Raw genomic sequence first — 23,477 nt, 5'->3', positions numbered from 1 at the left:
CGAAACGTCAACTTATGGTTAATCGGACGTATATTGTTTGACGTGAGGTGACGTTAGGTCGCCGTGCTCTCTCAGAGACCGATCGCAGCGCGCCAGATGGCGGTGTCAGGCAGGACGAGCAGGGCGGCGAATGCCAGGGCGATGCCGTAGGGAACGCCCTCCTTGGCCGCGTGCAGGCGCCGCGCCCAGCCCCAATCGGCGGCAGGCAAGGGGAGGGGATATGCGCGCAGGCGCAGGATCAACAGCGTCAGCAACCCTCCCAAGATGCCGGCGATCATCAAATAGGGGATGAGCTGGTCGAAGCCGAACCACAAGGCAGTGGCCGCCGCCAGCTTGGCGTCGCCGCCGCCGATCCAGCCGGCGGCAAATAGCCCGAAGGATACGGCCAGGACGATCAAGCCGGCCGCAACATGCCACGCTACGTCGCTGAGGCTGAGCCCCAGCAAGGCGGCGCAGAGGACGAAGGCGGCGATGAGGGAAAGGCAGAGGCGGTTCGAGATCGTCATCGAGATGAGGTCGCTCGCCGCGGCATAGGCCATGGCGAAGGGGAACACACCGAGCATGATGATCAGCGGGAGCGACATAGGCACTGGTTCCGGTCCACTATCCCTCGCATTGTCCCAGGCAGGTCTCACCAAAGCCTTACGGCAACGGCGGAAATCGTCGGAACGTGCCCTAAACGGCAGAACGCCCCGGCAGAGCCGGAGCGTTCCCTGATACGCTTGGCGGTTTGTAGACCGCTGTGGCGAAACCTCAGGACTTCTTATCCAGGCCGGTGGCGACTTCTTGGAAGCGCGCGATCAGGTTGGTGCCGACGGTCGTCCAGACGCTGATGCAGACGACGGCGATCAGGGCGGCGATCAGGCCGTACTCGATGGCGGTGGCGCCCGACTCGTCCTTAACGAAGCGCTTGAAAACGTTGGTCATGATGGAACTCCTTTGCACCACGGTTTGACGGCTGCCTTCGCTCTGAAGCGGCTTCGGTCAGCGACAGGAACCAATTTAGCTCGCTCGTCTTGCTGATCAGTTAAGGCGATCAAAGAATTGAACGTTCCATTGCGATGTTTTCGTCGTGGTTAACGTGTCATTTAACGAATATATAGAACAAATATTGTATGGTATCTAAGATTTAATCTATGAAAGTATCGGTAAATTATTTATTGAACTAACGTCATACGTTCGTTGCATTTGGATTGATGGAGCGAATGTGCTGCGTTCGCGGCGCGGGTTCCGCTTCTTCGACTGCGATGACGGCAGTGAATTTCCTTGCCGCCAACGGTTTTAAGGTTCGGTTTATCATTTTGCGCTTGTCTGACGGTATCGCAGAGCTTGAGGCATTGCCATGTCGACCCATCACACGCCGGAAAGGTGCCGTCTGCCCGCGCCTTGGGCGGTCGCCATGATCCTGGCCCTTGCCGGCTCAGCCACCGATTCAGCGGTCGCCGCGCCTCAGGAAACGCAGGCTGAGAGCGTGCTCGTCCTGGTCGATCACGCCAAGGTCGTGCGCCTGCCGGAGAAGGCTCAGACCGTCATCGTCGGCAACCCGGCCATCGCCGATGTGTCCGTTCAGCGCAACGGCGTCATGGTGGTTACCGGCAAGAGCTTCGGTGTGACCAATCTGATTGCGCTCGACGGGACCGGCGCGTTGCTTGCGGAATCGCTGGTCCGTGTAGGTGCGGCGTCGGATAACGTTCTGACAGTGCAGCGTGGTATGGAGCGCGAGAGCTATTCCTGCACCCCCACATGCCAGCCTTCGGCCCAGCTAGGTGACGGCCAGAAATATTTCGGCGAGGTTGAGGCGCAGGCGACGAGCCGCAATGCCCAGGCGACCGGTTCGTCCAAGTAGAGACCCGGCAAACAGCCTGCGGCGCGCGCGAGCTGCCGGAATCTCCGGCTCGGCGGCGGCAGCCGACGTCGTCCACTGCGGATTTGCATGCTTGAGCGCGCCGGCCGTTCGACGCGCAAGGTAAATAAGATCTTTGCCGTTCCGCCTGTGCCAGCGAATTGGCCCTAACCGATCGGAAATCGTTTTGCCGTACATATCGGCCGGTCGGAGTGACGGGCTCGGCGAGGTCAGCGAATGCTTCACCCTATTGCGCGAGCGGAGAAAGCGAACGGAACAGCCGGACGGAAGCCGCGAGGCATGCGTTCGGTCATCGGGCGCTTCCGGCGCTCCGAGAATGGAGCGACAGCGGTCGAGTTCGGCTTCATTGCGTTGCCCTTCTTCATGTTGATCTGGGCGATCATCGAGACCGGGCTGATGTTCTGGACTACTCAGGTTCTCGAGGAATCGCTGTCGCAGGCGTCGCGCCTCCTGCTGACCGGTGAATCGCGTAGCCGCTACACATCCACAACCGCATCCGTCAATGCTGCCGCATTCCGCGACGATGTCTGCGCGCGCGCAGCGATGAAGCTGATCGACTGCAGCAAGCTAGCTATTGACGTCCGCACCTATGGCGACTTTTCAGCGGCCAGTTCCGGGACGTCCAGCAGCAACCCTCTGGCTGGTGGCAATCTCGATACCAGCAGCTTTTCCTACCGCCAGCCGGATACCAACCAGATCGTCGTTGTCAGGGCCGTGCTCGACTATAAGCTGTTTCTCACGAACTGGGCGTCGAGCAATCTTGCCAACATAGGCTCTGGCCGACGCGGGATCGTCGCGAGCGTGGCCTTTCGCGCGGAGCCGTTCGTCCCATGATGCGCTTCGGAGCAAAGACGAGCTCGGCTGAATCTTTAAGCCTATGGCGCCGCTTCTGTGGCAACCATGGTGGCGTGGCTGCCGTCGAGTTCGCGATGGTGCTGCCCGTTATTCTGGTGGCCTATGTTGGGATGGTCAACATCGCCCAGATGGTCATGGTCAATCGCAAGATGACGCAGCTGACATCGACCTTGAGCGATTTGACGGCACGTCTTCCGACGGTGTCGACATCAGAGATCAGCAATATCTTCAATGCAGCGATGACGGTCCTGCTCCCCTACGATGGGCAAAAGGCCAAGATGGTCATAGCCAGCATCGTCATTGACGCCAACAGCGTCGCCAAGGTCTGCTGGGCCAGCAGCTATCCGCTCGGCACATCGATGCCGGCGCGCGGAGACACGGTGACTGTTCCCGCCAGCGCCCGCGTCGCCAACACCTCCGTGATCATGGCCCAGGCCAGCTACGCATTCGCGCTTCCTGTGAGCGACAAGGTTTTCGAGTTCTTTGGCGGCAAAGCGACAAACGGCGCTGTCACGCTCGGCGGCAACCCGATCTACACGCGTCCCCGCAACGGCAGGCCCGCCGGCGACAACAGCATCGAGCAGATCGTGCGCGGCGACGTGACCGGGTGTCCCAAGTTCAACTGAAGCGGACAGGTCGGTCGAAACGGATCGCAAACGCAGCGGGGTTGTCCGGGGCGACCTGTTTCAGCCGCGCAGCACCATTCGCCCCGTCTGCACCTCGTAGCCCTGCAGCTTGCTCAGAAATGAATTGCCGAGCAGGCTCATCGAAAGGGCGCCCGCGGGCAGCACGACGGCGTCGACATTGCGCACGACGATGGCGCCGAGGCGGACTTCACGCAGCACAGTACGATAGCCGGTGACCGTGCCATTGGCCGTGCTGAGCATCATCTTGCGCGCATTGGCATCTGACCTGATGCCGAGCGCCTGGGCGTCGGCCGCGGTCAGCGCGACGATGCTGGCGCCGGTGTCGACCATCATCTTGATCCGATAGTTGTCGACGCTCGGATGGACGATGTAGTGCCCGCGATAATCGGCTGCGACGGCGAGCGTGACGGGCTGGCGCGGCCCCGGAGGGGCCGGCTCGGTGGAGGCGAGCGCCAGCGAAGGCGCCTGGTTCCCGGGGCGAGGGGCGAGCCACTGCGCGTAGCCGAGAGAGCCGACGACGGCGAAGCCGGCCACGCCCAAGGCCCAAGCTATCGAGTGCGATGTCACGGTCTTCCCCAACCTTATCCAGGCGACACCGTTGCACGCCGTGCCTGAGGAAGGGTGAAGAGGTTAGACGGGATTCTCCGCAATGGCCGGTGCCGGGGCGCGGATTATCCGTAGACTTAATCGGCGCTTACCGGCCGAGCTTTCGGCAGTTGGCATAGCTGCGCCGGGACGTCGGCGACGCCTATCCGGCGATATCGCCCGCGAGCCGCCGGATGCCCGCGACAAAGGCGGCCTCGGGCGTGACCACGGTCACTGCGAGCCCCGCAGCATCCAGCGCACCGCCATAGCTGTCGGCCAGAGCGCCGTCAGCGACGAGGTGTACGTGGTTCTGCCGTCCGAACATGGCTTGGGCACCGGCGATCTCCTGTGCGACCAGAAGCGAGGACAGATACGGGCCGACCTCGCCGCCGCGCATCCGGCCGGCGAGAACCTCGGTGCGCGCGGCGAAGGCCGTATTGAGCAGGCCGCCGGGGCGTTGTGCGCCGGCCTGTCCGCGCGCGGCGCCGCTGGCGGCGTCGCCTTCGGCAGGCTCTTCCGCCAGCCGGCCCAGGATCGAGCCGTTGCGCAGCAGCCCGTAGATCTCGCCCGTCATGAAGCTGGTGAAGCGCGTGATCCGTCCGCCCTTGATCTCGGCCCATTTCGAGTGAGTGCCGGGCAGGCAGGCGATGCCATCCTCGAGGCCGAGCCCGACGATCAGCGTCTCCTCGCCGCGCATCACGTCGAAGGCGCCATCGTCGCAGCTCAGGCCGGGGACAATGGTTGCCGTGGTCCCCCTGTCGAGCTCGACCCGGATCGCAGAGGCGGAGATCGCGGCCGGCGAGGCCGGGCAGGCAACATAGGGGGCTTCGATCCAGCCATTGCGGCTGCCCACCATGCCGGCGAGCACGATGGCGGCGTCCGGAGCGGCGCGCCGGAAATCGCCGGCAAGAGCCTCGAAGGCGGCGGGGTAGCCGCCGGCCGGTACGGACTGGATGCCTTGATCGGCGATGCGCCGCTGCACAACCTCGCCTGTCTCCGCGATCAGGAAGGCGCGCGCGCGGGTGGTGCCCCAGTCGAGCGCGATCAGAGGTTTGGGCATGGCAGGCTCCGGTTAAGCCGTGCGACTGTCACTGCGGTGCCGGGCCGGGTCAAGGCGGGTCGGCTTGTGCCCGCCCTGCAATCGCGGCAACGCTGCGCCCTCGGATAACGGACGAATCGGACAAATTCGATGCTGGAGCTGCAAGCTGGCGGTCTGGAGGCCGTGGTCATTCCCGAGATCGGCGGCATCGTCTCGCGCCTGATCTGGACCGGGCCCGACGGACGCCGGCACGACATTCTGCGCCCGCCGGCGAGCGAGCCCTCGATCGCCTCCCCCAATTTCTTCGGCAGCTGGGCCATGCTCCCCTTTGCCAACCGGGCCTTCGGCAGCGTCATCGATGACGGCGAGCGCCGCTTCGAGGTTCCGGCCAATGATCCGGCCGGCACCATCCATGGCTTCGGCTGGCAGTCGGTCTGGGAGGTGCTGCGGTATGACCGCGGTCATACCCTCCTCGAGCATCGACGCGCGGAGGGGCCTGACCCCTATCGTTACCGCGCCCGCCAGGAGATTGTCCTGGACGAAGCCGGGATGACCATCCGCCTCTCGATCGAGAACGCGGCTGAAACGGCACTACCCTTCGGGATCGGTCACCATCCCTGGTTCCCCTGCGCGGCCGATACGCGACTGGCGATGCGGGCCTCCGGCGCGCTGATCTTCGGCGAAGCCTTTCGCGCCACGGGGCAGGAGGCTTTTATGCAGGGCGGTCCCTTTGTCGATCCGCACCCGTTCCGTTCCGGGTCCGTAACGGCTTGGAGCTTCCTCGGCTGGGACGGCCTTGCCCGGATCGAGACGCCCTCTACCGGGCTCGCCGTGACGCTGACGGCGAGCGAAAGCCTGAACTGCCCTGTCGTCTGGGCGCCGGCCGGAGCGGATTTCCTCTGTGTCGAGCCGCAGAGCCATGCCATCGGCGCGCCGAGCGAGCCGGCGGCACGGGCGGCTGCGCCGTTAAAGCGCCTTGCGCCCGGCGAGGCCTTGGAGGGTTGGCTCAGGATCGTGCCGGAAGCGCTCTAGCTTTCGGCGCCGGCTCAGCGCCAGCCATAGCCGCTGGGATAGTAGGGCTGATAGCCATAGGCATTGGCGGGCAGGGCGGGCCGCAGCAGGATCTGGCCGCGCGCCGCCTCCCAGCCATTGCCCTGGCGCTGCTGCGCGATCGTGCTGTCCTGGCCGCGATGCTTCGCCTTGGCAAACGTCTGCCTGGAGGGCGCGGCCTTGGCGAACTTGGCCTTCGAGGTTGCGGACGCCTTGGCGAAGCGCGAGAGGTTGTCGGTCGCAGCGCCGTTCAGAGCGATCCGGGTCTGGCCGGCACCGTACTTCTTGACCAGCGCGAACAGCTTGGCGGCATTGGCGGGATGCAGCCGGATGCAGCCATGCGAAGCCGGGCGGCCAAGCGCGCCGACCGCTGTCGTGCCGTGGATGGCGTAGCCGCCGCGGAAGAACACCGCGTAGGGCATCGCTCCGCCATATTTGCGCGAATACCAGCTCCTCTCGAGGCGGGTCGGCCGATACACGCCGTTGGGCGAGCGGAAACCGCTGCGACCGGAGGAGATCTTCCAGTCATAGACCTCGCCTGCGCCGGTGGTGACCTTCATGCGCTGGCCGGCGATGTCGACCCTGACGTCGACACCGGCCTGCGCCTGTGCGGCGCCGAGCATGGACAGGAACAAGACGGCCAAGATGCCGAGAACGCGACGCATCGCCCGAACTCCGAAGACGCTACTGCTGAACGGGCGTTCGTGAGGCTCTGGCGGCCATCGCCCTTGACCCTAGGAAAGCGCGGGCGACGGAGCCTGTAAAGTGGGAAGGCGGAACGTGGTTTCCGGCACCGATCAAATCATTGGCAGGGAATGCGGTTTGCGGCCGCGCGGAAAGGCGGCGTCGATGCGGGCGATGTCGGCCTCCGCGAGGGCAAGATGCAGCGCTCCGGCATTGTCTTCGACATGGCTGACCCTGCCCGCCTTCGGGATAGCGAAGATGCTCGATCGCTGCGTGAGGAAGGCGAGCGCGACCTGCCGTGGCGTCGCGCCATGAGCCGTGGCGATCTCGGCGAGGACCTTGCCCTGTGCGCTGCCGGAGACCGGGAAATCGTCATGGCCGAAGGGGCTGTAGGCGGTGACGGCGACGCCGTGCCGCTCGCACCATGGGATCACCGCGTGCTCGATGGCGCGCTCGCGCAGATGGTAGAGCACCTGGTTGCAGGCGATCCTGCCATTGCCGGCAGCGGCGAGTGCCTCGTCGAGATCGTCCTCGTCGAAATTGCTGACGCCCCAGGACAGGATCTTGCCTTCCTGCTTCAGCGCCTCGAAGGCGGCGAAGGTATCGGCCAATGGATGCGGACCGCGCCAGTGCAGCAGGTAGCAGTCGAGCCTGTCGGTCCTGAGATGTTTGAGCGAGCGCTCGCAGGCGGCGCGCACCCCCAGCCGCGAGGCGTTGTGGGGCAGCACCTTCGAGACCAGGAAGACCTCGTCGCGCCGGCCTTCGATGGCTTCGCCGATCAGCGCTTCGGAGCGCCCGTCGCCATACATTTCGGCGGTGTCGATATGATCGAGCCCGAGATAGAGCCCGCGCCGGAAGGCGGTGATCGCCTCGCGCCGGTCGCCCTGTTCGCTGTACCAGCTGCCCTGGCCGATGACGGAAACGGTCGGCCCCGCGGCTCCGAAGCTGCGCTTCATGACGCTCTCCCCTGATGCTGGAGCGGAATTTGAGCCTGAGTAGACCTCGACCCCAACTGCGCATGGCGGATCGAGCCGTCACTATCGCGCGCGCCGAAGCTGTCGGGCCCGCGACAGCCGGGCTTGCCGTCGCCGCACTGCTCAGGTCGGCGGGGTTCCATTGGCCGAGAGAACCTCGCCGGCGAGATAGAGCGAGCCGCAGATCAGGATGCGGGGCGGTGCCGGCCAGTCGCGCGCCGCGATCGTCCTGAGCGCCTGCTCGACGGAGCCGGAGACTTCGGCCGCGAGGCCGGCGCCACGGGCGGCATCGGCAACCTCCTCGGCCGGGCGTGCGGCCAGCGAGTTCTGGATCGGCACGGCATAGAGCGCCTGAGCCAGCCCCTTGAAATGGCCGAGCGTGGCGGTTGCGTCCTTGGTCGAGAGCAGGCCGGCGATCATCACCAGCGGCGCCGGGTTGCGGTCGGCGAGATCGGCCATGGCCTGGGCCAGCACGCGCCCGCCATCGGGGTTGTGGCCGCCGTCGAGCCAGAGTTCGGCGCGTTCCGGCACGATCTCGGCGAGGCGCCCGCGCGCCAGTCGCTGCAGCCGCGCCGGCCAGTCGGCATTGCGCATGCCTTCCTCGAAAACATGGGCAGGCAGGGCGCCATAGCCAGCCGCACGCAGCGCCGCGATCGCGGTTCCGGCATTGATGTGCTGATGCCGCCCGGCCAATCGCGGCAGCGGCAGGTCGAGCAATCCGTCCTGATCCTCATAGACCAGCCGCCCGCCGGCTTCATGGACATTGAAGTCCTGCGCGCCGATCATGATCTTGGAAGCGCCGGCCCGTTCGGCTGCGGCTTCGAGAACCGCGGTCGGCTCCGGTTCCTGCGGCGCGATCACCGCCGGCGCGCCGCGCTTGAAGATGCCGGCCTTCTCGCCTGCGATCTTGGTGACGGTGTCGCCGAGATATTCGGAATGGTCGAGCGAGACCGGCGTCACCACCGTGCAGGCCGGGTGCGCGATGACATTGGTCGCGTCGAAGCGCCCGCCGAGCCCGACCTCCAGCAGCAGCACATCGGCGGGGTTCTCGGCGAACAGCAGAAGGCCCGCCGCMGTCGTCATCTCGAAGAAGGTGATGGGGTCGCCGGCATTGATGGCCTCGCAGCGCTGCAGCGCCTCGACGAGCGTGTCCTCGTCGACGAAGCGCCCGCCACCCGGCGCGCCGAGCCGGATGCGCTCATGGAAGCGCACCAGATGCGGCGAGATGTAGACATGGACGGAGAGGCCCGCAGCCTCGAGGATCGCCCGCATGAAGGCGATGGTCGAGCCCTTGCCGTTGGTGCCGGCGACATGGATCACCGGCGGCAGGCGCTTGTGCGGATCGCCCAGCCGCTCCAGCAAGGTGAGGATGCGGCCGAGCGAGAGGTCGATCAGCTTGGGGTGCAGCGCCATGAAGCGCGCCAGCAGCGTGTCGGAAGACCCCATGATGAGACCGCTCCCGGCCTAGAGCATTTTCAAGCGAAGTGCGTACCGGTTCGCTTGAAGAGAATGCAGAAAATAAAAGGCTAAAGCAGATTCGCGGTTCGGAGAAACGCGGTTCTGCTCTGGAACCGTCAGACCGCTTCGGCCACCGGGCGTGCGGGCGCGGCCAGGGCCGGCTCGCTCTTTACGGCCGGCTGCTTCGTCAGCAGGCGGCCGAGACGGGCGAGTGTCTCCGGGATGTCGCGGCGATGCACGACCATGTCGACCATGCCGTGATCCTTGAGATATTCCGAGCGCTGGAAGCCTTCCGGCAGCTTCTCGCGGATGGTCTGCTCGATCACGCGCGGCCCGGCAAAGCCGATCAGCGCGCCGGGCTCGGCGATGTGGATGTCGCCCAGCATGGCGTAGGAGGCGGTGACGCCGCCGGTGGTCGGGTTGGTCAGCACCACGAAATAGGGCAGGCCGGCTGCGCGCAGGCGGCGCACCGCGACGGTCGTCCGCGGCAGCTGCATCAGCGAGAGGATGCCTTCCTGCATGCGCGCGCCGCCGGAGGCCGCGAAGACGACATAGGGGGTTTTCTTTTCCAGCGCGGTCTCGGCCCCTTTCACGAAGGCCTCGCCGGCGGCCATGCCGAGCGAGCCGCCCATGAAGTGGAAGTCCTGCACGGCGACCGTCATCGGCAGACCCTTGACCCGGCCATAGCCGATCTTGAAGGCGTCCTGCGCGCCGGTCTTGGCGCGCGCGTCTTTCAGCCGGTCGACATAGCGCTTCTCGTCGCGGAACTTCAGCGGATCGACGGCAACCTCGGGCAGCGCGACGTCGAGCCATTTGCCGTCGTCGAAGGTCAGCCGCAGCCGTTCAGGCGCGGTGACGCGCATATGGTGCTCGGAGCCGGGGATGACGTAGCCATTGGCCTCGACATCCTTGTGGAACACCATCTGCCCGGAATCGGGGCATTTGACCCAGAGGTTCTCCGGGGTCTCGCGCTTGAACAGCGTCTTGATGCGCGGCCGGACGACTTCGGAAATCCAGTTCATCGGATGAATCCCTGATGGGCTTTCGGCGGAGGCTTTCTGGGCCTTGGCGCCGTCACGCCGAAAAATGGGGTCGCGCCTGCCGGCGGGCAAGCGACGCGACTGTTGAACGAAACCGGCCTCAGGCCGCCTTGGCCGCCGAGCGGACGCCCTGGGCGAGTTCGCTGACCAGCGAGGTGACAGCCGAAACCGTCTTTTCCGTGGCCTTGCCCTCGCTGTCGAGCGACAGCCGGACGCGCTCCACAAGCGCCGAGCCGACGACGACGCCGTCCGCGCTCTTGGCGATGGTGGCGGCGTCAGTCGCGGTCTTCACGCCGAAGCCGACCGCGACGGGCAGGTCGGTATGGCGCTTGATGCGGGCAACGGCATCGCCGACCGCGCCGTAATCGGCAATGGCGCCGCCGGTCACGCCGGTCATTGAGACGTAGTAGACGAAGCCCGAGGTGTTCTGCAGCACCTTGGGCAGGCGCTTGTCGTCGGTCGTCGGCGTGGCCAGGCGGATGAACAAGACGCCGGCCTTGAGCGCCGGCAGGCAGAGCTCCTCGTCCTCTTCAGGCGGCAGGTCGACGACGATGAGGCCGTCGACGCCGACGCGGCGCGCCTCGGTCAGGAAGGCTTCGACGCCATAGACGTAGATCGGATTGTAGTAGCCCATCAGCACGATCGGCGTGTCGTGCCCGGCCTTGCGGAAGCTCTCGACCATTGCGAGCGTCTTCCTGAGGGTCTGACCGGCCTTGAGCGCGCGCTGCCCGGCGAGCTGGACCGGCACGCCGTCCGCCATCGGATCGGTGAAGGGCACGCCGAGCTCGATCACGTCGGCGCCGGCTCCGGGAAGCGCCCCGAGAATGGCGCTCGCCGTCGCGAAATCGGGGTCGCCGGCCGTGACGAAGGTCACGAGCGCTGCTCGCCCCTCGCGGGCGCAGGCCTGGAAGCGGTTCTGGATGCGGGTCTGGCCGGTCTCTGTCATGCGCCTGCGGTTAGCATGGGAAGGGCTGGCTGGCGAGTGGCTTGCGCGCGGCGCGAGCCTGCGCCACATCGGCCGGGCATGCGCGCCTTCGACACCGCCCTCCCGATCGATGCCGTTCTCGGCGACCTCGCAGCCGCCCTGCGGGCGCGGCCGAACGCCGTGCTCGTCGCCCCGCCCGGCGCGGGCAAGACCACGCGCGTGCCGCTCGCGCTGCTCGACGAGCCCTGGACCAGGGGCGGCAAGCTGATCGTGCTCGAGCCGCGGCGGCTGGCGGCGCGCGGTGCCGCAAACCGGATGGCGCAGACTCTGGGCGAACGGGTCGGCGATACCGTCGGCCTGCGCGTGCGTCTCGGCTCCAAGATCGGTCCGAGGACCCGCATCGAGGTCGTCACCGAGGGCGTCTTCGCCCGGATGATCCTCGACGATCCCGCGTTGGAGGGCGTCGCCGCCGTGCTCTTCGACGAGTTCCATGAGCGCTCGCTCGATGCCGACTTCGGGCTGGCGCTGGCGCTCGATGCGCAGGGCGGCCTGCGCGAAGACCTGCGTATCCTCGTCATGTCGGCGACGCTCGACGGTGCGCGTGTCGCGAGGCTGCTTGGCGATGCCCCGGTGATCGAGAGCGAAGGTCGCGCTTATCCGATCGAGACGCGCTATCGCAGCCGAGACCCGCTGAAGCGCATCGAGGATCAGGTCACCGAGACGATCCTACTCGCCCTCAACGAGCAGCCGGGCTCACAGCTCGTCTTCCTGCCCGGGCAGGGCGAGATCCGCCGCGTCGAGGAGCGCCTGCGCGAGAAATTGCGCGACCCCGCCGTCGAAATAGCGCCGCTTTATGGCGCGCTCGACCAGCGCGATCAGGACCGCGCCGTTCTGCCGCCGCCGGCCGGCATGCGCAAGATCGTGCTGGCGACGGCCATCGCGGAGACCTCATTGACTATCGAGGGCGTGCGCGTCGTCATCGATTCCGGCCTCGCTCGCGTGCCGGTCTACGAGCCCGATATCGGCGTGACCCGGCTGGAGACCCGCCGCGTCGGCCGCGCCGCCGCCGACCAGCGCCGCGGCCGCGCCGGCCGCACAGAGCCGGGTGTCTGCTACCGGCTCTGGGAGGAGGCCGCGACCGGCGCACTGGAAGCTTTCGCCCGGCCCGAAATTCTGTCTGCCGATCTGAGCCCATTGCTGCTCGACTGCGCGGCCTGGGGCGTGGCTGATCCGACGACGCTGGCTTTCCTGGATCCACCGCCCGCCACCGCCCTCAAGGAAGCGCGTTCCCTCCTGAGCAATATCGGCGCGCTCGATACCGACAGCCGCATCACGCCGGACGGGCGCGCCTTGCAGGCATTGCCATTGCCGCCACGGCTCGCCCGCATGGTCGTGGCGGCCGCCCGCTTCGGTCAGGCGGACGCCGCGGCCGATCTCGCCGCCGTGCTGGTCGAGCGCGGGCTCGGCGGCGATGCCGTCGATCTCGGTGAAAGACTGGAGCGGTTCAGTCGCGAGCGCGGCGGCCGGGCCGGGGACATGCGCCGCCTCGCCGAAGGCTGGGCACGAACCGCAGAGCGAAGCGCTGAGGACAGGGTCGAAGCAGGCGAACTGCTTTCTGCCGGTCTCCTGCTCGCCTTCGCCTATCCGGACCGCGTCGCCAAAACCCGCTCGCCGGGGTCCGGGCAATATCTCCTCGCCAATGGCCGGGGCGGCGCGCTGGAACCGTCGCAACGTCTGGCGCGCGAACTCTATATCGTCGTCGCGGAAATGACCGGTGCGGCCCAGCAGGCCCGCATCATGGCCGCCGCCGCGATCACCGAGGCCGAGATCGCGACGCTCGTTGGTCACGGGCTCGCGCCTTTCACCATCGCCGAGCGCGAGGAGGCGAATTTCGACCGGACGGCCCGGGCGCTGCGGGTTCGGGCGGTGCGGCGTTATGGCGGGCTCGCCTTGTCCGAGCGGCCGCTCTCCGTCGCGGATACGCTGGGGAATGCCGAGGCGCTGGCCAAGGGCATCGCTTCGCTCGACATCGGTCTCCTGCCCTGGACGAAAGCTCAGAACCAGCTGCGCGAGCGCGCGGCCTTCCTGCGCAAAGCGGAACCGGAGGAAGACTGGCCCGACCTGTCGGATGAGGGGCTTGCGCGAGAGCCTGAACTCTGGCTGGCGCCGCATCTCGTCGGCCGCGCCTCACTCGCTTCGATCCAGCCGTCCGATCTCGATTCGGCCCTGGCGAGCCTGCTGCCCTGGGAGTTGAAGCGCCGGCTCGATGCCGAAGCGCCGACTCATTTCACTGCGCCGACGGGTTCGTCGCTCGCGGTTGACTACGCCGCCGAGGCCGGGCCGACTATTTCAGTTCGGGTGCAGGAGCTCTACGGTCTTGCGACGCATCCTGCATTGGCCGGTGGACGGGTGCCGCTGGTGCTGGAGCTGCTCTCCCCAGCCCATCGCCCGATCCAGGTGACGCGCGACCTGCCCGGTTTCTGGCGCGGTTCCTGGGCAGCGGTGAAATCGGAGATGAAAGGCCGCTACCCCCGCCATCTCTGGCCGGACGATCCCGCCGCCGCGCTGCCGACGACGCGGGCCAAGCCCAGAGGCACCTGAGCGCCAGCGTCATTCTCGGGCGGAGCGAAGCGCGGACCCGAGAAGCTCCGGGCGGGAGGGCGCTGGTTTTCCAGATGCCCGGGTCAAGCCCGAGCATGACGGCGGGCTGCCACGGCGTCGCCTCCCCTCAATTGCCCATGCGGTCGCGCCATTGCCGCTCGCCGGCAAGGCAGGAGGCCGTGTCGCCCGCCTGAGCCCTGTGAACGGTCGCATCGGCCGGCGCCTCGGCGATCTCGCGCAGCAGCTTGGTCTTGGTCGCCTCGACGAACTGGTGCTTCTCGCGGATCGGGATGACGAAGGCGCCGATGCCGGTGACGACGCAGTCCTTGTAGTAGACGTCGAGATTGTCGATGTCGAAATAGCCGGCCTGCTTCAGCATTACCGGCAGGCCGTTGATCGCGATGCCCTTGGCGCCTGCCTCGTCGCGCGCCGCCGTCACTGGCCGCCCGTCATTGTTGGCACCATCGCCGGAGATGTCGATGACGCGCCGTATCGCCGTGACGTTGGCCTGTTCGAGCAATTGCACGCCGAGATCGATCGCGCCGGAGATCGAGGTGCGTCGTCCGCGCCGCGTCGGCGCCTCGCCCAGCTCTTCGGCAAAGGCGACGGCCGCGGCCGGGCCATCGATCACCTTCCATGGCCGCACGACGTATTGGAAGCTGGTGCCCGCCCATTCGAAATAGGTCACGGCGATCTTGCCGATCGCGCCCTTGGCGATCGCGTCATGGAGCTGCTTTGAGCGGAAGGCCTCGATATAGCCGTTGCGCTGCAGGGCAAGCTCGTCGAGGTCCATCGAATAGGAGACGTCGACCGCGAGCACGAGCGCGACATCGACCTCTTCGGGCGGAGCGCCGGCCGTCTGGGCCCGCGGCAGGGCAGGCTGCCAGAGCGCCGCCACTGCCAGACATGAGAGACCGCACAGCCAGCGCCGCATCGCCACCTCCTTCGTCCTGTCGCGGAAAGGAGTGTGCCTCCGGCTGCGATGATCGCCAAGCTGGAAAATCCGGCTGACTGCGCCCGGTTCGATGGCAAATGCGCGAGGAGGAGGGTCTCAGCCGGCGCGGCGCCCTTCGACGATGTCGATGGCGGCCGCGACGGCCTCCTCGACTGTCAGGGCCGAGGTATCGAGCGTGACGGCATCTTCCGCCGCCTTGAGCGGGGCGTCGCTGCGCCCGGAATCGCGGGCGTCGCGCCGGCGGATATCGGCGAGGATGCCGTCGAAGGTCACGGCCTCGCCGCGTCCGGCGAGTTCCTTGTGCCGGCGCGCGGCACGTACTTCGGGCGTCGCGGTGACGAAGAGCTTCGCCGGCGCCTCCGGGCAGATCACCGTGCCGATGTCGCGTCCGTCGAGCACGGCGCCGCCGGTTTGCGCCGCGAAACGCCGCTGCCTTGTGAGCAAGCCGGCGCGCACGGCCGGTACGGCCGCGACAACCGATGCCGCCTCGCCGATCTCGCGGCCACGCAGCCGGTCCTCCGGAAAGGCGGTCTCGTCGAAGCTGCCGACGACCTGCTCTGCCGCCGCGGCGTCGCGGATGTCGTGGCCGGCGTCGAGCATAGCTCGCGCCACCATCCGGTAGAGCAGGCCGGTGTCGAGATAGGGCAGGCGGTAATGGGCCGCGAGCCGGCGCGCCAGCGTGCCCTTGCCGGAGGCGGCAGGGCCGTCGACGGCGATGACGAGGTTGCGCTTGCCGGAGCTCATCCGATCCGGCCTCCGAGGCCGTTCATCAGGGAGACGAAGCTCGGGAAGCTCGTCGCGATCATCAGCCCGTCATCGACCACGACCGGCTCCTGGGTCGCGAGGCCCATGACGAGGAAGCTCATCGCGATGCGGTGGTCGAGATGGGTCGCGATCGGGCCGCCGCCACGCACGGGCGCGCCGCCCGAGCCTTCTACGATCAGATCGTCACCCTCGATGGCGCAGGTGACGCCTGCCGCCTTCAGCCCGACCTCCACCGCCGCGAGGCGATCCGATTCCTTGACGCGCAGCTCCTGCAATCCGCGCATCCGCGTGGTGCCGTGAGCGAAGGACGCGGCCACCGCCAGCACCGGGTACTCGTCGATCATCGATGGAGCGCGCTCGGGCGGCACGGTCACGCCCTTCAGGCTCGAGGCTCGCACGCGCAGGTCGGCGACCGTCTCGCCGCCCTCATTGGCCTCGCGCTCGATGGTGATTTCGGCGCCCATCTCAAGCAGCGTCGTCAGCAGGCCCGAGCGCAGCGGATTGGTCATCACGCTTTCGATCAGGATGTCGGAGCCCGGCACGATCAAGCCCGCGACCAGCGGGAAGGCGGCGGAGGAGGGATCAGCCGGCACCATGATCGGCGCCGCCTGCAGCTCGGGCTGGCCCTTCAGCACGATGCGCCGGCCATGTTCGCCCTCCGGCGTCACGATGATTTCGGCACCGAAATGAGTGAGCATCTTCTCGGTATGGTCGCGCGTCGCTTCCGCCTCGATCACGGTCGTCTCGCCCGGCGCGGCCAGGCCGGCGAGCAGCACGGCCGACTTGATCTGCGCCGAGGCGACCGGCGGGCGATAGACGATCGGGATCGTCTCCTTCGGCCCGCGCAGGGTCAGGGGCACGCGCCCGCCCTCCTGCTGCGAGACGACGACCGTGCCCATCTGCTCGAGCGGGTCGAGGATACGCCGCATCGGCCGCTTGCGCAGCGAGGCGTCGCCATCGAAGGTCGTGGTGATCGGATGCGAGCCGCAGACGCCCATCATCAGCCGCGAGCCGGTGCCGGCATTGCCGAAATCGAGCACATCAGCCGGTTCGCGCAGGCCCCCGACGCCGACACCCTGCACACGCCACGTCCCCGGGCCATCGTGATGGACGATCGCGCCGAGCGCCCGCGCTGCAGCGGCAGTGCGCATCACGTCCTCGCCTTCGAGCAGGCCGATGACCTTGGTTTCGCCGATCGCCAGCAGGCCGAAGATCATCGCCCGGTGCGAGATCGACTTGTCGCCGGGCACCCGGACCCGGCCCTTGAGCGGGCCTTCTGCGCGGGCGGTGACGGGGACGGGTTCGTGGTCGTGGGACACGGGGTCGGGGTCTCTGCGCTCCGGAAGCAACGTATGCGTGCCCGCCTCGAGCACGCGCCGATCGGATTGCCATGCAACCTGATCGGATCACGCGTTCTCTATCGGTATGTGAGAGACGGATTCACCGATCAGGTTGCTTCAACCTGACCGGATTCGGCTCTAGCACGCTGGCGCAAGCCGCGCCAATGCGCGGTCGCGCCGTCGCCTGACGGGCGGTTGAAACGGTTCCGCTCTTGCGCGCAGTTGCCGCATAGATCAAATCAGCATTTGACAGCGCGGCGCGCCCCGACTAACGGACGCGCCTGCTTTTCAGAACATGATGATTGAAGGGTCCGACGCAGTGGCGAAACCGGAACTCGGAACGAAGCGCGTTTGCCCGGTCACGGGGCGCAAGTTCTATGATTTGAACAAGGATCCCATCGTCTCGCCCTATACGGGGCAGGCGTATCCGCGGACGATGTTCGAGCCGCAGGCCAAGGCGCCTAGCAAGCCGGCGGCCGAAGAGGAGGAGGAGACCGAGGTTGCCGATGGCGCGGTCGAGATCGTCTCGCTCGACGAAGCCGATGCGGAAGCGTCGGAGAAGGACGCCGTCGTCACGACCGAGGACGACATCGAGGTCGAAGACGACATCGGCGCTGAGGACGACGACACCTTCCTCGAGGAAGATGAGGAAGGCGACGACGACGTTTCCGACCTGATCGACGGGGATATCGAGGGCGACGAGGACAACTGATCCACAGCCTCGAAAAAAGATGACGACAAGGCGACATTAAGCGCTTGTGTCTTCAGCCCGGGCCGCCTATAGACCGCTGCGTCGCTGGACGGCGGCCCGGACGGAACCACCGAGGTGGTTCGAAAGATCCGGTTTTGACGGCCGAATCCCAACTCGGTCGTCGCGTGTGGGGCCATAGCTCAGTTGGGAGAGCGCTTGAATGGCATTCAAGAGGTCGGCGGTTCGATTCCGCCTGGCTCCACCAAATTCCTTCCGTAAGCAGATGAAAAATCTAGCGTTTCGGATCAGCGTTTAGACGCTACCCCAATTTTTACCCCAACAGCACCTGCAACTCGGTCCGGACCGGATCGGGCTGGAATGACAATCCGTCGCGTATCCAAGTGATTCGCATGCGAGGGCGGTCGCCCCGCGAGGCGTGAGAGCTTTCCGATTGGTGCTGGCCGGTGAAACAGGAGACCGCGATGGCCAAACGCCTTAAATCCAAAGCGCTCGATACCGAATTCACGATGTTCGATGTCGTCTATGAAGACGGATCGCGGACATCGAATCGGCGCGTGCCGACGGCGCTGCTCGGTGGGCTCGACGGAGATGAACCGGCGCGCGGCGCCATCGCGGAACAGGATCGGATCATCTCCGAGAAGTCTGGCAAGCCGCCGCTCGCGATCGACACGCTCAACCGGGCCACAAAATCGGCTACCGAGCCGGCCAAGGACGATCGAAAGAAGCGGAACTCGAAGTAGAGCTCCGGTCGGCCGGTCGTCAGAGCAGTAGGATGCGCAAAACCATCTCGGCAGTGTTCAGCGCATCGATCACGCTTTGCCTGTCCGCGTCCCCCCGCTGGTGCGCGCTGCTGCTGAGCTTCTGATACTGCGCCTCCAGCAGATCGCTTGCCTTCTGTGCCACGTCCAAATCGCTCTCTGACCATCCGCGAGCGCGCTTCTGGATGGCGTTGCGATAACGGGCTCTCCGGGGCACCAGCTCCGGTTTAGTGGGGTCGACGTGGAACCAACTTTGTGCCCGCACTTCTGCGTTGGGGCTCACCAAGTGCAGTACCTGGGTAATGAGCTCGCGACCGGAGTGCGCAGCTTGCCGAACCGTATCCTCAGAGGCTGACTGAGCCGCGCGCCAAGCTCCGCGCCTCATGGTGACGAAGTCGGGTGACAGCCCCTCAAGAGCCCGATCCAAATCGTCCAGCGCGCCCCGCGCAAGAGCGTCCTTTCCGGCGGTAGTGATTCGCCTCCATTCTTCGGGTGCGGCCAGATCCGCGTAAGTTGGAACGATCAGACCCAAGTCTTGAAGCTCTCGTGCGCAGCGCATCGCCTGCGCACGCTCTTCAAGCGTGAATTCCCCCGCGTTCAAATCATGCTCTAGGGTCGAAGGGCGACCCGGCGCTCCAAGCACGTTGCCGATATGCAGATGACGTGGCGAACTGGCATAGATGCCGAGCAGAGCCATCATCAGGTCGTAGTCTGCAAAGCGGGTGCTCACTCGTCGATCCATTGAACGCTGAACCCGCGATGCTCGCTATGAAATTTGAGTTCGTCCCTAATGCGTTGTCCCTCGACCGTCGGAGCGATTGCTTGATCGATTGCTGTCGCCAGCTCCATCGCGAGAGGAGGCGAGGGTAAAGTCAGCCGATATGCGCTGGGATAACGAAGGTCGTAGTGACGATTCATTTCGTGGAAGTTGAGGATGCCGGCGCGATACTCGCTCCTCAGTTGCAGCCCCAGGTCAAGACAAGCAGGTAGGATCTTTTCTAGGTCGTGGGAAAACCGCTTGCGGAGCTCCGACTTGGACATCCCATGAGCCGCAAGAAAGGCCTTCAAGAATAGCTCTATCGAATGGGCCATCAGGAAATAGCGCGGGAAGGCCAGATCTTCTGGACTATCCGAGGAAAGGCGTTCGAAAGCGGTTAGGAATTCTTGGGCGCGCCTACGCAGATCTCCTGCGTATAGGCCAAGCGGCTGAGGTATCGTCTTCCGAGGCTTCTCATTCATCATATTTTCTCAGTCTGACGCCCGGCCCGCTGTCTCGCTGTTGCCGAAAAGGTAATGCCGCCGATTTCGAGCGACCCGACTGCCTTGTTGGGAAAGAGCGGCAGCTCGCCTACCCTCCCTGATGAAGGTGATCATGCCGGAGATCGAAATCGGCTGGCCTCTCCTGGGCTGCCGCTATCAATCGATGGTTCAAGCTGAACAGGACGGCGCGGATCAGGTCTATCGCCCGATAGGCGGCGTCGCCGATGAACTCCAGGCCTTCATCGAAAACCATCTCCACGAAGGTGAAGGACTTCCCGTCACCCAGATCGATGTCATGCGGCTTCGTCACCATCCGCATCATGTCGCCATCGGAATGAGCGACCGCTCTGTTTCGCAGCTCGATCATCCGCTCATGGAGAGCCATCTGCTCGGCCGTCAATTTAGCACCCGCCATCTTCAGCGACAGCGAGGGGACGTCACCCTTTGTCTGGGAGAACGGCCGAGCGTACGCAACGACCATCATCGTCTCGTAGCTTCTGAACCGCCGCAGTTCGATCTTCGATATCTTGCGGTCGGGATCGCACTCCGTGAGGAAGTCCGCAGCCGACAACGCTAGCTGGAGATCCCGCACCGAGTAGAGCATCCGGATATCCCGGAGCCGCTCGTTTTTTTGCCTGGCCATGCCGCCCAGATCCCTGCCGCGAGAACTACTCGTCATTCAGCATCCCACAGACGATGCAACGAGCGCCATTCCACCCGGTCGGACCGCAACGAGGGCAATCGAAGCTTGAATCGACATGCTCGCCTCTCGGCCGGCCACCTATGAGTCCGGTTGGCCCCTGCAGCATGTATCCTTGGCTTCCCTCGCTTAGGATTGTGAGCCACGGGCCGAGCAGGAACGGCTTGCCACGATCCTCAGGCGCTCGGTTGCTATCATGGAAGGCTGCAGCTTCCTTCATCCGCACAGCCTGCTCTGGAGACAGCTTTCGGTCCCGAGCCGCGCTAAAAAGCAATTCGAGCGCAAGGTCGATCTTCCGATCAGTGATGTACTTGTCTCGTAGCTCGACGGCTTCGCTCGCCTTGGCTGCCGCGTGCTCCAGATGCTTTTGGATCAACGGCGAGGGCCTGAAAACGTGCCCTCCCTTATCCCGATTGCAGCGGGGGTGGGCGGGCTTCCAGTTCTCAAAGCCATTGATGCTAAAGCTCGCGGGAAGCCCTAGTTCCTCTTTGGCTGCATCAAGCTCAGGCTTCCCTTCTAGGTGCTCAGGCACGATGTGATCGACCTGCATCGCTCCAAGCGCGACAGGTTCTCCACATAGCCAGCACACCTCGCGGTGAACGGTGAAGACGGCATAGCGCTCAGCCGGGCTGAATCTGTAGGCGGCCATCTTTCGCTAGCAGCGCAGAGCGGCTCTCGACGCAAGCAAATTCTCGCTCCTCACAGCTTCTCATCCTGCCTCCTTTGATCAGGTTGAGTCCGACCATCACGGCGGCAGATCTCGAGGACCGGGTCTAAGCAGGTCCAGGCACCGCTCAACGTAGCTCCGGGGATCGTGCTTGAGTTTTTTACGGATATCCGTTAATTACGGGGAGCCGCGCAAAAGCGGCGCTGCTGCCAATCCCGCCAGCGGCTACAGAGTGAAGGATGGACCCAATGCGCTTTGAAACCCGAGGCACTCCTCTCTAACCAGATCTTGCCTCCGCTGGAGGCCAAGAACCCCAAACGCAATCTGGATACGAGGATAAAGATTGTGAGCCTTTTTCAGCTGTTTAACAGCGACAAGGCAACGACTATCGCCCTGAACGGACGTGACATCGCGATTCTTGAAGCTGTGCGACTCAACCCGACCGGCATCTGCGCCGCGGATGTCGTCACGCTCATCGAACGAGAAACAGGAAAGGAGCCCCGCCTAGCAACAGTTTACAACGCAATCTTGGATATGGAGCGAAAGGGCCTCATCAAAGCCGGTGGTACTGCTACGGGCGGAAATGGTGGACGGCCTCGCCGCCTGTATCTTCTCACCCCGACTGGCGAACTCGCGCTTCAGCTAGGCGAGCAGCTAGTTGGGCATCAGCTGGAGCTAACTCCGGCGTAGGCACCCGCCGGGGCGACAGGTCTAACTCGGTGCCAGAGAAGGAGGGAGGTTACATGAGTGACCCCCCTGACAAGAGTACGGGTGAGACTTCGGAGCTTCCGAAGCTCACCCGCATTGCGATCAAGGTCGCCTATCCGAAGGGACCCGAGGCGCTTGAGTACGAAGGCTGTCTTGAAAAGACTTATCAGGAGCGCGTGAGCCGCCATGGCTCGAAAAAGGCGCGGAAGTGGCTGGCGTTCGAAACGCTATGCCTATTCGGTCCTGGTGCTTATCGAGCTGCTAAGGTGGCTTTTCTCGCCTACCTTTTCGGACGAAGCTAAGTCCTGATTTGCCGTCAGACTTAGCGGGTATTCTCAAACGAAACTTGGGGTCGCTTCGGCGACCCCTTTTTATGAAAAATACCTTGACTCCTGATTTTGCGGATCGTCAAGGCATTTTCGACTCAGAGATTCGTTTTTGAAACTCAAACGCTAATTTTCTGTTCCAACACGCAATTTCATTTCACGAGGATCGTACGACCAACTGGCGTTCAATTCGCAGTCATCAAATGCCGCGCTAGCCTTGCTCCCTCGCGCTTTGCCCGCACGGCGCCATCCGCATAACTTGACCCGGCAGGGAGATCGAGGGCGCCGCACGTCGCTGCTGGCATCTCGGCCGGATCATCCTTGAGGGCGACGCATAGACGGTTGAGCATGACGACCAGCATTCCAGGTGAAGCGGCTTCTACGACCTCTTGTCCCGCGACAAGTGCGCCAAATGCTCGGCGCATCGTGGCCAGGTCCTCGCCGACGAGTGCGTCAATGACATCCCGCAGCTTCATGCGTCAGCCGCCTCCACCGGCTCGTCGTCGTTGCCGTCCTCGTCATCGTCCTGGAACACAAGCGGGGTCCAATGAAACCCGCGACCGTGCGTCTCGGTGGCAGTACAGGTTTCGGCGTCAGTGTCGGGCTCGGCCTCGTCAGGCGCGACAGGCGAGGGCTGCCCGGTGAAGTAGGGCTCCAGGTCGCAGTCGCCATCGATCATATCCATGGTCGCGATGAGGTCGGAGACTATCGCTTCAAGGCGACGCCGGGCGGACGCCATCGTTTCGGCCTGCTGGCAAAGCCGCGTCGCGACGAGGTCCAGGATCTCGCACACGTCGCTCCGCTCCGCGGGCGAGAGTGGATCCAGGAACAAACCCTCCAGCTCACATTGCAGAGACGGGTGGGGCTGCTGAGCCGAAGGGAAAGGGAGCAGCGCCTGTTGCTCGACGATAAAGGGGCGGAGTTCAACCAGGCTCATCGACGCGGCTCCATCGGAATGGCGCGACGCCCGATGACCAGTTCGCCAGCGACGTAGTCATAGAACGAGAACGTCGGCAGCGTTACCGGCTTGACGATATAGCTGACGCGGGCCGGCCACCTCTTGGTGCGGCGGGCTGAGATGCGGGTCCGGCTCATGAGCGCACCACGCGGTTGAGTAACCGCTCGGCCGAACGAAACAGGCGCCAGAGACCTCGGTGCAGATCGTCGCAACAATCCTCGTAGCGCTCGATATCTAGGTGCACGCTGTCTTCCTCGCGCATCACGACCATGATTGCCATCAGCCCGGCAGGAGTGGTGGGCTCGGTCTCATAGATGGCTGTCAGGGCGTCATAGGCGGGGCGCCAATGCCGATTGATCTCGTCCTCGTCGTTGCCATCGAGAGCCTCCTTTAGCCGCGACTGAAGCGGGCGCCAGCGGTCGATAGCAGCAAGGACAGGGTCGGGATTCTCGACATCGGGGATGTACGGTGCCGCCTTGCAGATGGACGCAGCGGCAGGCGCGACGGCCATGCAACCTGGTAGAGTTGCAGCAGCAGCCACGGCGGCAGTGTTCAGGAAAGCGCGACGGGATGAGGACATGGGGCACTCCTCTAGGAAGGGAGGGG

Annotated in this window: 29 protein-coding genes and 1 tRNA gene; 10 read left to right on the top strand and 20 right to left on the bottom strand. The window is 65.1% G+C overall.

What is annotated here, in order from left to right; all coding sequences use genetic code 11:
* Nucleotides 1-71: 71 nt before the first annotated feature.
* Both AC1DEZ_RS22980 and AC1DEZ_RS22975 read right to left on the bottom strand, forming a co-directional pair.
* Nucleotides 72-584 (bottom strand): A24 family peptidase, encoded by a 513-nt coding sequence (locus AC1DEZ_RS22980; RefSeq protein WP_441509767.1) that lies wholly within the window; start codon nucleotides 582-584, stop codon nucleotides 72-74.
* A gap of 169 nt (nucleotides 585-753) precedes the next feature.
* Complete coding sequence (locus AC1DEZ_RS22975; protein ID WP_441509766.1) at nucleotides 754-927, bottom strand: Flp family type IVb pilin; 174 nt, start codon at nucleotides 925-927, stop codon at nucleotides 754-756.
* 472 nt (nucleotides 928-1,399) lie between these two features.
* Here AC1DEZ_RS22975 and AC1DEZ_RS22970 point away from each other — a divergent pair, with 472 nt between their 5' ends.
* The 3 genes from AC1DEZ_RS22970 to AC1DEZ_RS22960 all read left to right on the top strand — a co-directional run bounded on the left by AC1DEZ_RS22970 (nucleotide 1,400) and on the right by AC1DEZ_RS22960 (nucleotide 3,345).
* The gene (locus AC1DEZ_RS22970; RefSeq protein ID WP_476780818.1) at nucleotides 1,400-1,846 is read left to right on the top strand and encodes a pilus assembly protein N-terminal domain-containing protein; all 447 of its coding nucleotides are present in this window, start codon (nucleotides 1,400-1,402) and stop codon (nucleotides 1,844-1,846) included.
* A gap of 297 nt (nucleotides 1,847-2,143) precedes the next feature.
* Nucleotides 2,144-2,698: a TadE/TadG family type IV pilus assembly protein gene (locus AC1DEZ_RS22965; RefSeq protein WP_476780817.1), complete on the top strand. Its 555-nt coding sequence runs from the start codon at nucleotides 2,144-2,146 to the stop codon at nucleotides 2,696-2,698.
* Complete coding sequence (locus AC1DEZ_RS22960; protein ID WP_476780816.1) at nucleotides 2,695-3,345, top strand: TadE/TadG family type IV pilus assembly protein; 651 nt, start codon at nucleotides 2,695-2,697, stop codon at nucleotides 3,343-3,345. The genes AC1DEZ_RS22965 and AC1DEZ_RS22960 overlap by 4 nt, the downstream gene beginning before the upstream one ends.
* 60 nt (nucleotides 3,346-3,405) lie before the next feature.
* Here AC1DEZ_RS22960 and AC1DEZ_RS22955 read toward each other — a convergent pair whose 3' ends face one another.
* Both AC1DEZ_RS22955 and AC1DEZ_RS22950 read right to left on the bottom strand, forming a co-directional pair.
* Nucleotides 3,406-3,933, bottom strand: a complete 528-nt coding sequence (locus AC1DEZ_RS22955) for a retropepsin-like aspartic protease family protein (protein WP_476780815.1) — start codon at nucleotides 3,931-3,933, stop codon at nucleotides 3,406-3,408.
* Nucleotides 3,934-4,114: 181 nt separating this feature from the next.
* The gene (locus AC1DEZ_RS22950; protein WP_476780814.1) at nucleotides 4,115-5,011 is read right to left on the bottom strand and encodes a 2-dehydro-3-deoxygalactonokinase; all 897 of its coding nucleotides are present in this window, start codon (nucleotides 5,009-5,011) and stop codon (nucleotides 4,115-4,117) included.
* Between the two features lie 129 nt (nucleotides 5,012-5,140).
* Between AC1DEZ_RS22950 and AC1DEZ_RS22945 the strand changes: the two genes are divergently transcribed.
* Nucleotides 5,141-6,022, top strand: coding sequence for an aldose epimerase family protein (locus AC1DEZ_RS22945; protein ID WP_476780813.1), 882 nt, complete (start codon nucleotides 5,141-5,143; stop codon nucleotides 6,020-6,022).
* 14 nt (nucleotides 6,023-6,036) lie between these two features.
* Here AC1DEZ_RS22945 and AC1DEZ_RS22940 read toward each other — a convergent pair whose 3' ends face one another.
* From AC1DEZ_RS22940 to trpA, 5 genes are all read right to left on the bottom strand, one after another.
* Entirely contained in the window at nucleotides 6,037-6,705 is a 669-nt protein-coding gene (locus tag AC1DEZ_RS22940) for a L,D-transpeptidase (RefSeq protein ID WP_476780812.1), read from the bottom strand.
* A gap of 132 nt (nucleotides 6,706-6,837) precedes the next feature.
* Nucleotides 6,838-7,680 (bottom strand): aldo/keto reductase, encoded by an 843-nt coding sequence (locus tag AC1DEZ_RS22935; protein ID WP_476780811.1) that lies wholly within the window; start codon nucleotides 7,678-7,680, stop codon nucleotides 6,838-6,840.
* Between the two features lie 141 nt (nucleotides 7,681-7,821).
* Nucleotides 7,822-9,144, bottom strand: coding sequence for a bifunctional folylpolyglutamate synthase/dihydrofolate synthase (locus tag AC1DEZ_RS22930; RefSeq protein WP_476780810.1), 1,323 nt, complete (start codon nucleotides 9,142-9,144; stop codon nucleotides 7,822-7,824).
* A 128-nt stretch (nucleotides 9,145-9,272) separates the two neighbouring features.
* Entirely contained in the window at nucleotides 9,273-10,178 is a 906-nt protein-coding gene (accD, locus tag AC1DEZ_RS22925; protein ID WP_476780809.1) for an acetyl-CoA carboxylase, carboxyltransferase subunit beta, read from the bottom strand.
* A 118-nt stretch (nucleotides 10,179-10,296) separates the two neighbouring features.
* A complete protein-coding gene (trpA, locus tag AC1DEZ_RS22920; protein ID WP_476780808.1) occupies nucleotides 10,297-11,142 on the bottom strand; it encodes a tryptophan synthase subunit alpha in 846 nt (281 codons plus the stop codon).
* A 78-nt stretch (nucleotides 11,143-11,220) separates the two neighbouring features.
* Here trpA and hrpB point away from each other — a divergent pair, with 78 nt between their 5' ends.
* Complete coding sequence (hrpB, locus tag AC1DEZ_RS22915; RefSeq protein ID WP_476780807.1) at nucleotides 11,221-13,722, top strand: ATP-dependent helicase HrpB; 2,502 nt, start codon at nucleotides 11,221-11,223, stop codon at nucleotides 13,720-13,722.
* Nucleotides 13,723-13,849: 127 nt separating this feature from the next.
* Here the strand turns inward: hrpB and AC1DEZ_RS22910 are convergent, their stop codons facing one another.
* The 3 genes from AC1DEZ_RS22910 to aroA all read right to left on the bottom strand — a co-directional run bounded on the left by AC1DEZ_RS22910 (nucleotide 13,850) and on the right by aroA (nucleotide 16,761).
* Nucleotides 13,850-14,656 carry a DUF1194 domain-containing protein gene (locus AC1DEZ_RS22910; protein WP_476780806.1) on the bottom strand — a complete coding sequence of 269 codons (807 nt, stop codon included), beginning with the start codon at nucleotides 14,654-14,656 and terminating at the stop codon, nucleotides 13,850-13,852.
* A gap of 117 nt (nucleotides 14,657-14,773) precedes the next feature.
* Entirely contained in the window at nucleotides 14,774-15,421 is a 648-nt protein-coding gene (gene cmk, locus AC1DEZ_RS22905) for a (d)CMP kinase (RefSeq protein WP_476780805.1), read from the bottom strand.
* Nucleotides 15,418-16,761 (bottom strand): 3-phosphoshikimate 1-carboxyvinyltransferase, encoded by a 1,344-nt coding sequence (gene aroA / locus AC1DEZ_RS22900; protein ID WP_476780804.1) that lies wholly within the window; start codon nucleotides 16,759-16,761, stop codon nucleotides 15,418-15,420. The genes cmk and aroA overlap by 4 nt, the downstream gene beginning before the upstream one ends.
* A gap of 340 nt (nucleotides 16,762-17,101) precedes the next feature.
* Here aroA and AC1DEZ_RS22895 point away from each other — a divergent pair, with 340 nt between their 5' ends.
* The 3 genes from AC1DEZ_RS22895 to AC1DEZ_RS22885 all read left to right on the top strand — a co-directional run bounded on the left by AC1DEZ_RS22895 (nucleotide 17,102) and on the right by AC1DEZ_RS22885 (nucleotide 18,234).
* Complete coding sequence (locus tag AC1DEZ_RS22895; RefSeq protein ID WP_441509750.1) at nucleotides 17,102-17,494, top strand: TIGR02300 family protein; 393 nt, start codon at nucleotides 17,102-17,104, stop codon at nucleotides 17,492-17,494.
* Nucleotides 17,495-17,662: 168 nt separating this feature from the next.
* Nucleotides 17,663-17,738 (top strand) — tRNA-Ala (locus AC1DEZ_RS22890).
* Between the two features lie 217 nt (nucleotides 17,739-17,955).
* Entirely contained in the window at nucleotides 17,956-18,234 is a 279-nt protein-coding gene (locus AC1DEZ_RS22885) for a hypothetical protein (RefSeq protein WP_476780803.1), read from the top strand.
* Between the two features lie 19 nt (nucleotides 18,235-18,253).
* Here AC1DEZ_RS22885 and AC1DEZ_RS22880 read toward each other — a convergent pair whose 3' ends face one another.
* The 4 genes from AC1DEZ_RS22880 to AC1DEZ_RS22865 form a co-directional block, all read right to left on the bottom strand.
* Nucleotides 18,254-18,982 carry a pPIWI-associating nuclease domain-containing protein gene (locus tag AC1DEZ_RS22880; protein WP_476780802.1) on the bottom strand — a complete coding sequence of 243 codons (729 nt, stop codon included), beginning with the start codon at nucleotides 18,980-18,982 and terminating at the stop codon, nucleotides 18,254-18,256.
* Complete coding sequence (locus AC1DEZ_RS22875) at nucleotides 18,979-19,494, bottom strand: HEPN domain-containing protein (protein WP_476780801.1); 516 nt, start codon at nucleotides 19,492-19,494, stop codon at nucleotides 18,979-18,981. The genes AC1DEZ_RS22880 and AC1DEZ_RS22875 overlap by 4 nt, the downstream gene beginning before the upstream one ends.
* Before the next feature lie 106 nt (nucleotides 19,495-19,600).
* Complete coding sequence (locus AC1DEZ_RS22870) at nucleotides 19,601-20,191, bottom strand: hypothetical protein (protein WP_476780800.1); 591 nt, start codon at nucleotides 20,189-20,191, stop codon at nucleotides 19,601-19,603.
* Nucleotides 20,181-20,861, bottom strand: a complete 681-nt coding sequence (locus AC1DEZ_RS22865) for an HNH endonuclease (protein WP_476780799.1) — start codon at nucleotides 20,859-20,861, stop codon at nucleotides 20,181-20,183. The genes AC1DEZ_RS22870 and AC1DEZ_RS22865 overlap by 11 nt, the downstream gene beginning before the upstream one ends.
* 273 nt (nucleotides 20,862-21,134) lie before the next feature.
* Here AC1DEZ_RS22865 and AC1DEZ_RS22860 point away from each other — a divergent pair, with 273 nt between their 5' ends.
* Together AC1DEZ_RS22860 and AC1DEZ_RS22855 are read left to right on the top strand one after the other, a co-directional pair.
* The gene (locus AC1DEZ_RS22860) at nucleotides 21,135-21,569 is read left to right on the top strand and encodes a helix-turn-helix transcriptional regulator (protein ID WP_476780798.1); all 435 of its coding nucleotides are present in this window, start codon (nucleotides 21,135-21,137) and stop codon (nucleotides 21,567-21,569) included.
* A gap of 53 nt (nucleotides 21,570-21,622) precedes the next feature.
* Complete coding sequence (locus AC1DEZ_RS22855) at nucleotides 21,623-21,889, top strand: hypothetical protein (protein WP_476780797.1); 267 nt, start codon at nucleotides 21,623-21,625, stop codon at nucleotides 21,887-21,889.
* Nucleotides 21,890-22,098: 209 nt separating this feature from the next.
* On the opposite strand, the gene AC1DEZ_RS22850 is transcribed toward AC1DEZ_RS22855, so the two are convergent.
* Genes AC1DEZ_RS22850 through AC1DEZ_RS22835 form a run of 4 tightly spaced genes read right to left on the bottom strand, consistent with a single transcriptional unit; the run spans nucleotide 22,099 to nucleotide 23,451 of the window.
* Nucleotides 22,099-22,389: a hypothetical protein gene (locus AC1DEZ_RS22850; protein ID WP_476780796.1), complete on the bottom strand. Its 291-nt coding sequence runs from the start codon at nucleotides 22,387-22,389 to the stop codon at nucleotides 22,099-22,101.
* On the bottom strand, nucleotides 22,386-22,850 hold the full coding sequence (locus tag AC1DEZ_RS22845) for a hypothetical protein (RefSeq protein ID WP_476780795.1): 465 nt from the start codon (nucleotides 22,848-22,850) through the stop codon (nucleotides 22,386-22,388). The genes AC1DEZ_RS22850 and AC1DEZ_RS22845 overlap by 4 nt, the downstream gene beginning before the upstream one ends.
* On the bottom strand, nucleotides 22,847-23,008 hold the full coding sequence (locus AC1DEZ_RS22840; protein ID WP_476780794.1) for a hypothetical protein: 162 nt from the start codon (nucleotides 23,006-23,008) through the stop codon (nucleotides 22,847-22,849). Before AC1DEZ_RS22840 ends, AC1DEZ_RS22845 begins: the two co-directional genes overlap by 4 nt.
* Complete coding sequence (locus tag AC1DEZ_RS22835) at nucleotides 23,005-23,451, bottom strand: hypothetical protein (RefSeq protein WP_476780793.1); 447 nt, start codon at nucleotides 23,449-23,451, stop codon at nucleotides 23,005-23,007. The genes AC1DEZ_RS22840 and AC1DEZ_RS22835 overlap by 4 nt, the downstream gene beginning before the upstream one ends.
* Between the last annotated feature and the right edge of the window lie 26 nt (nucleotides 23,452-23,477).

The organism is Allobosea sp. 10L422, from assembly GCF_056395345.1.
This window is presented reverse-complemented; position numbering and strand designations above follow the sequence as displayed.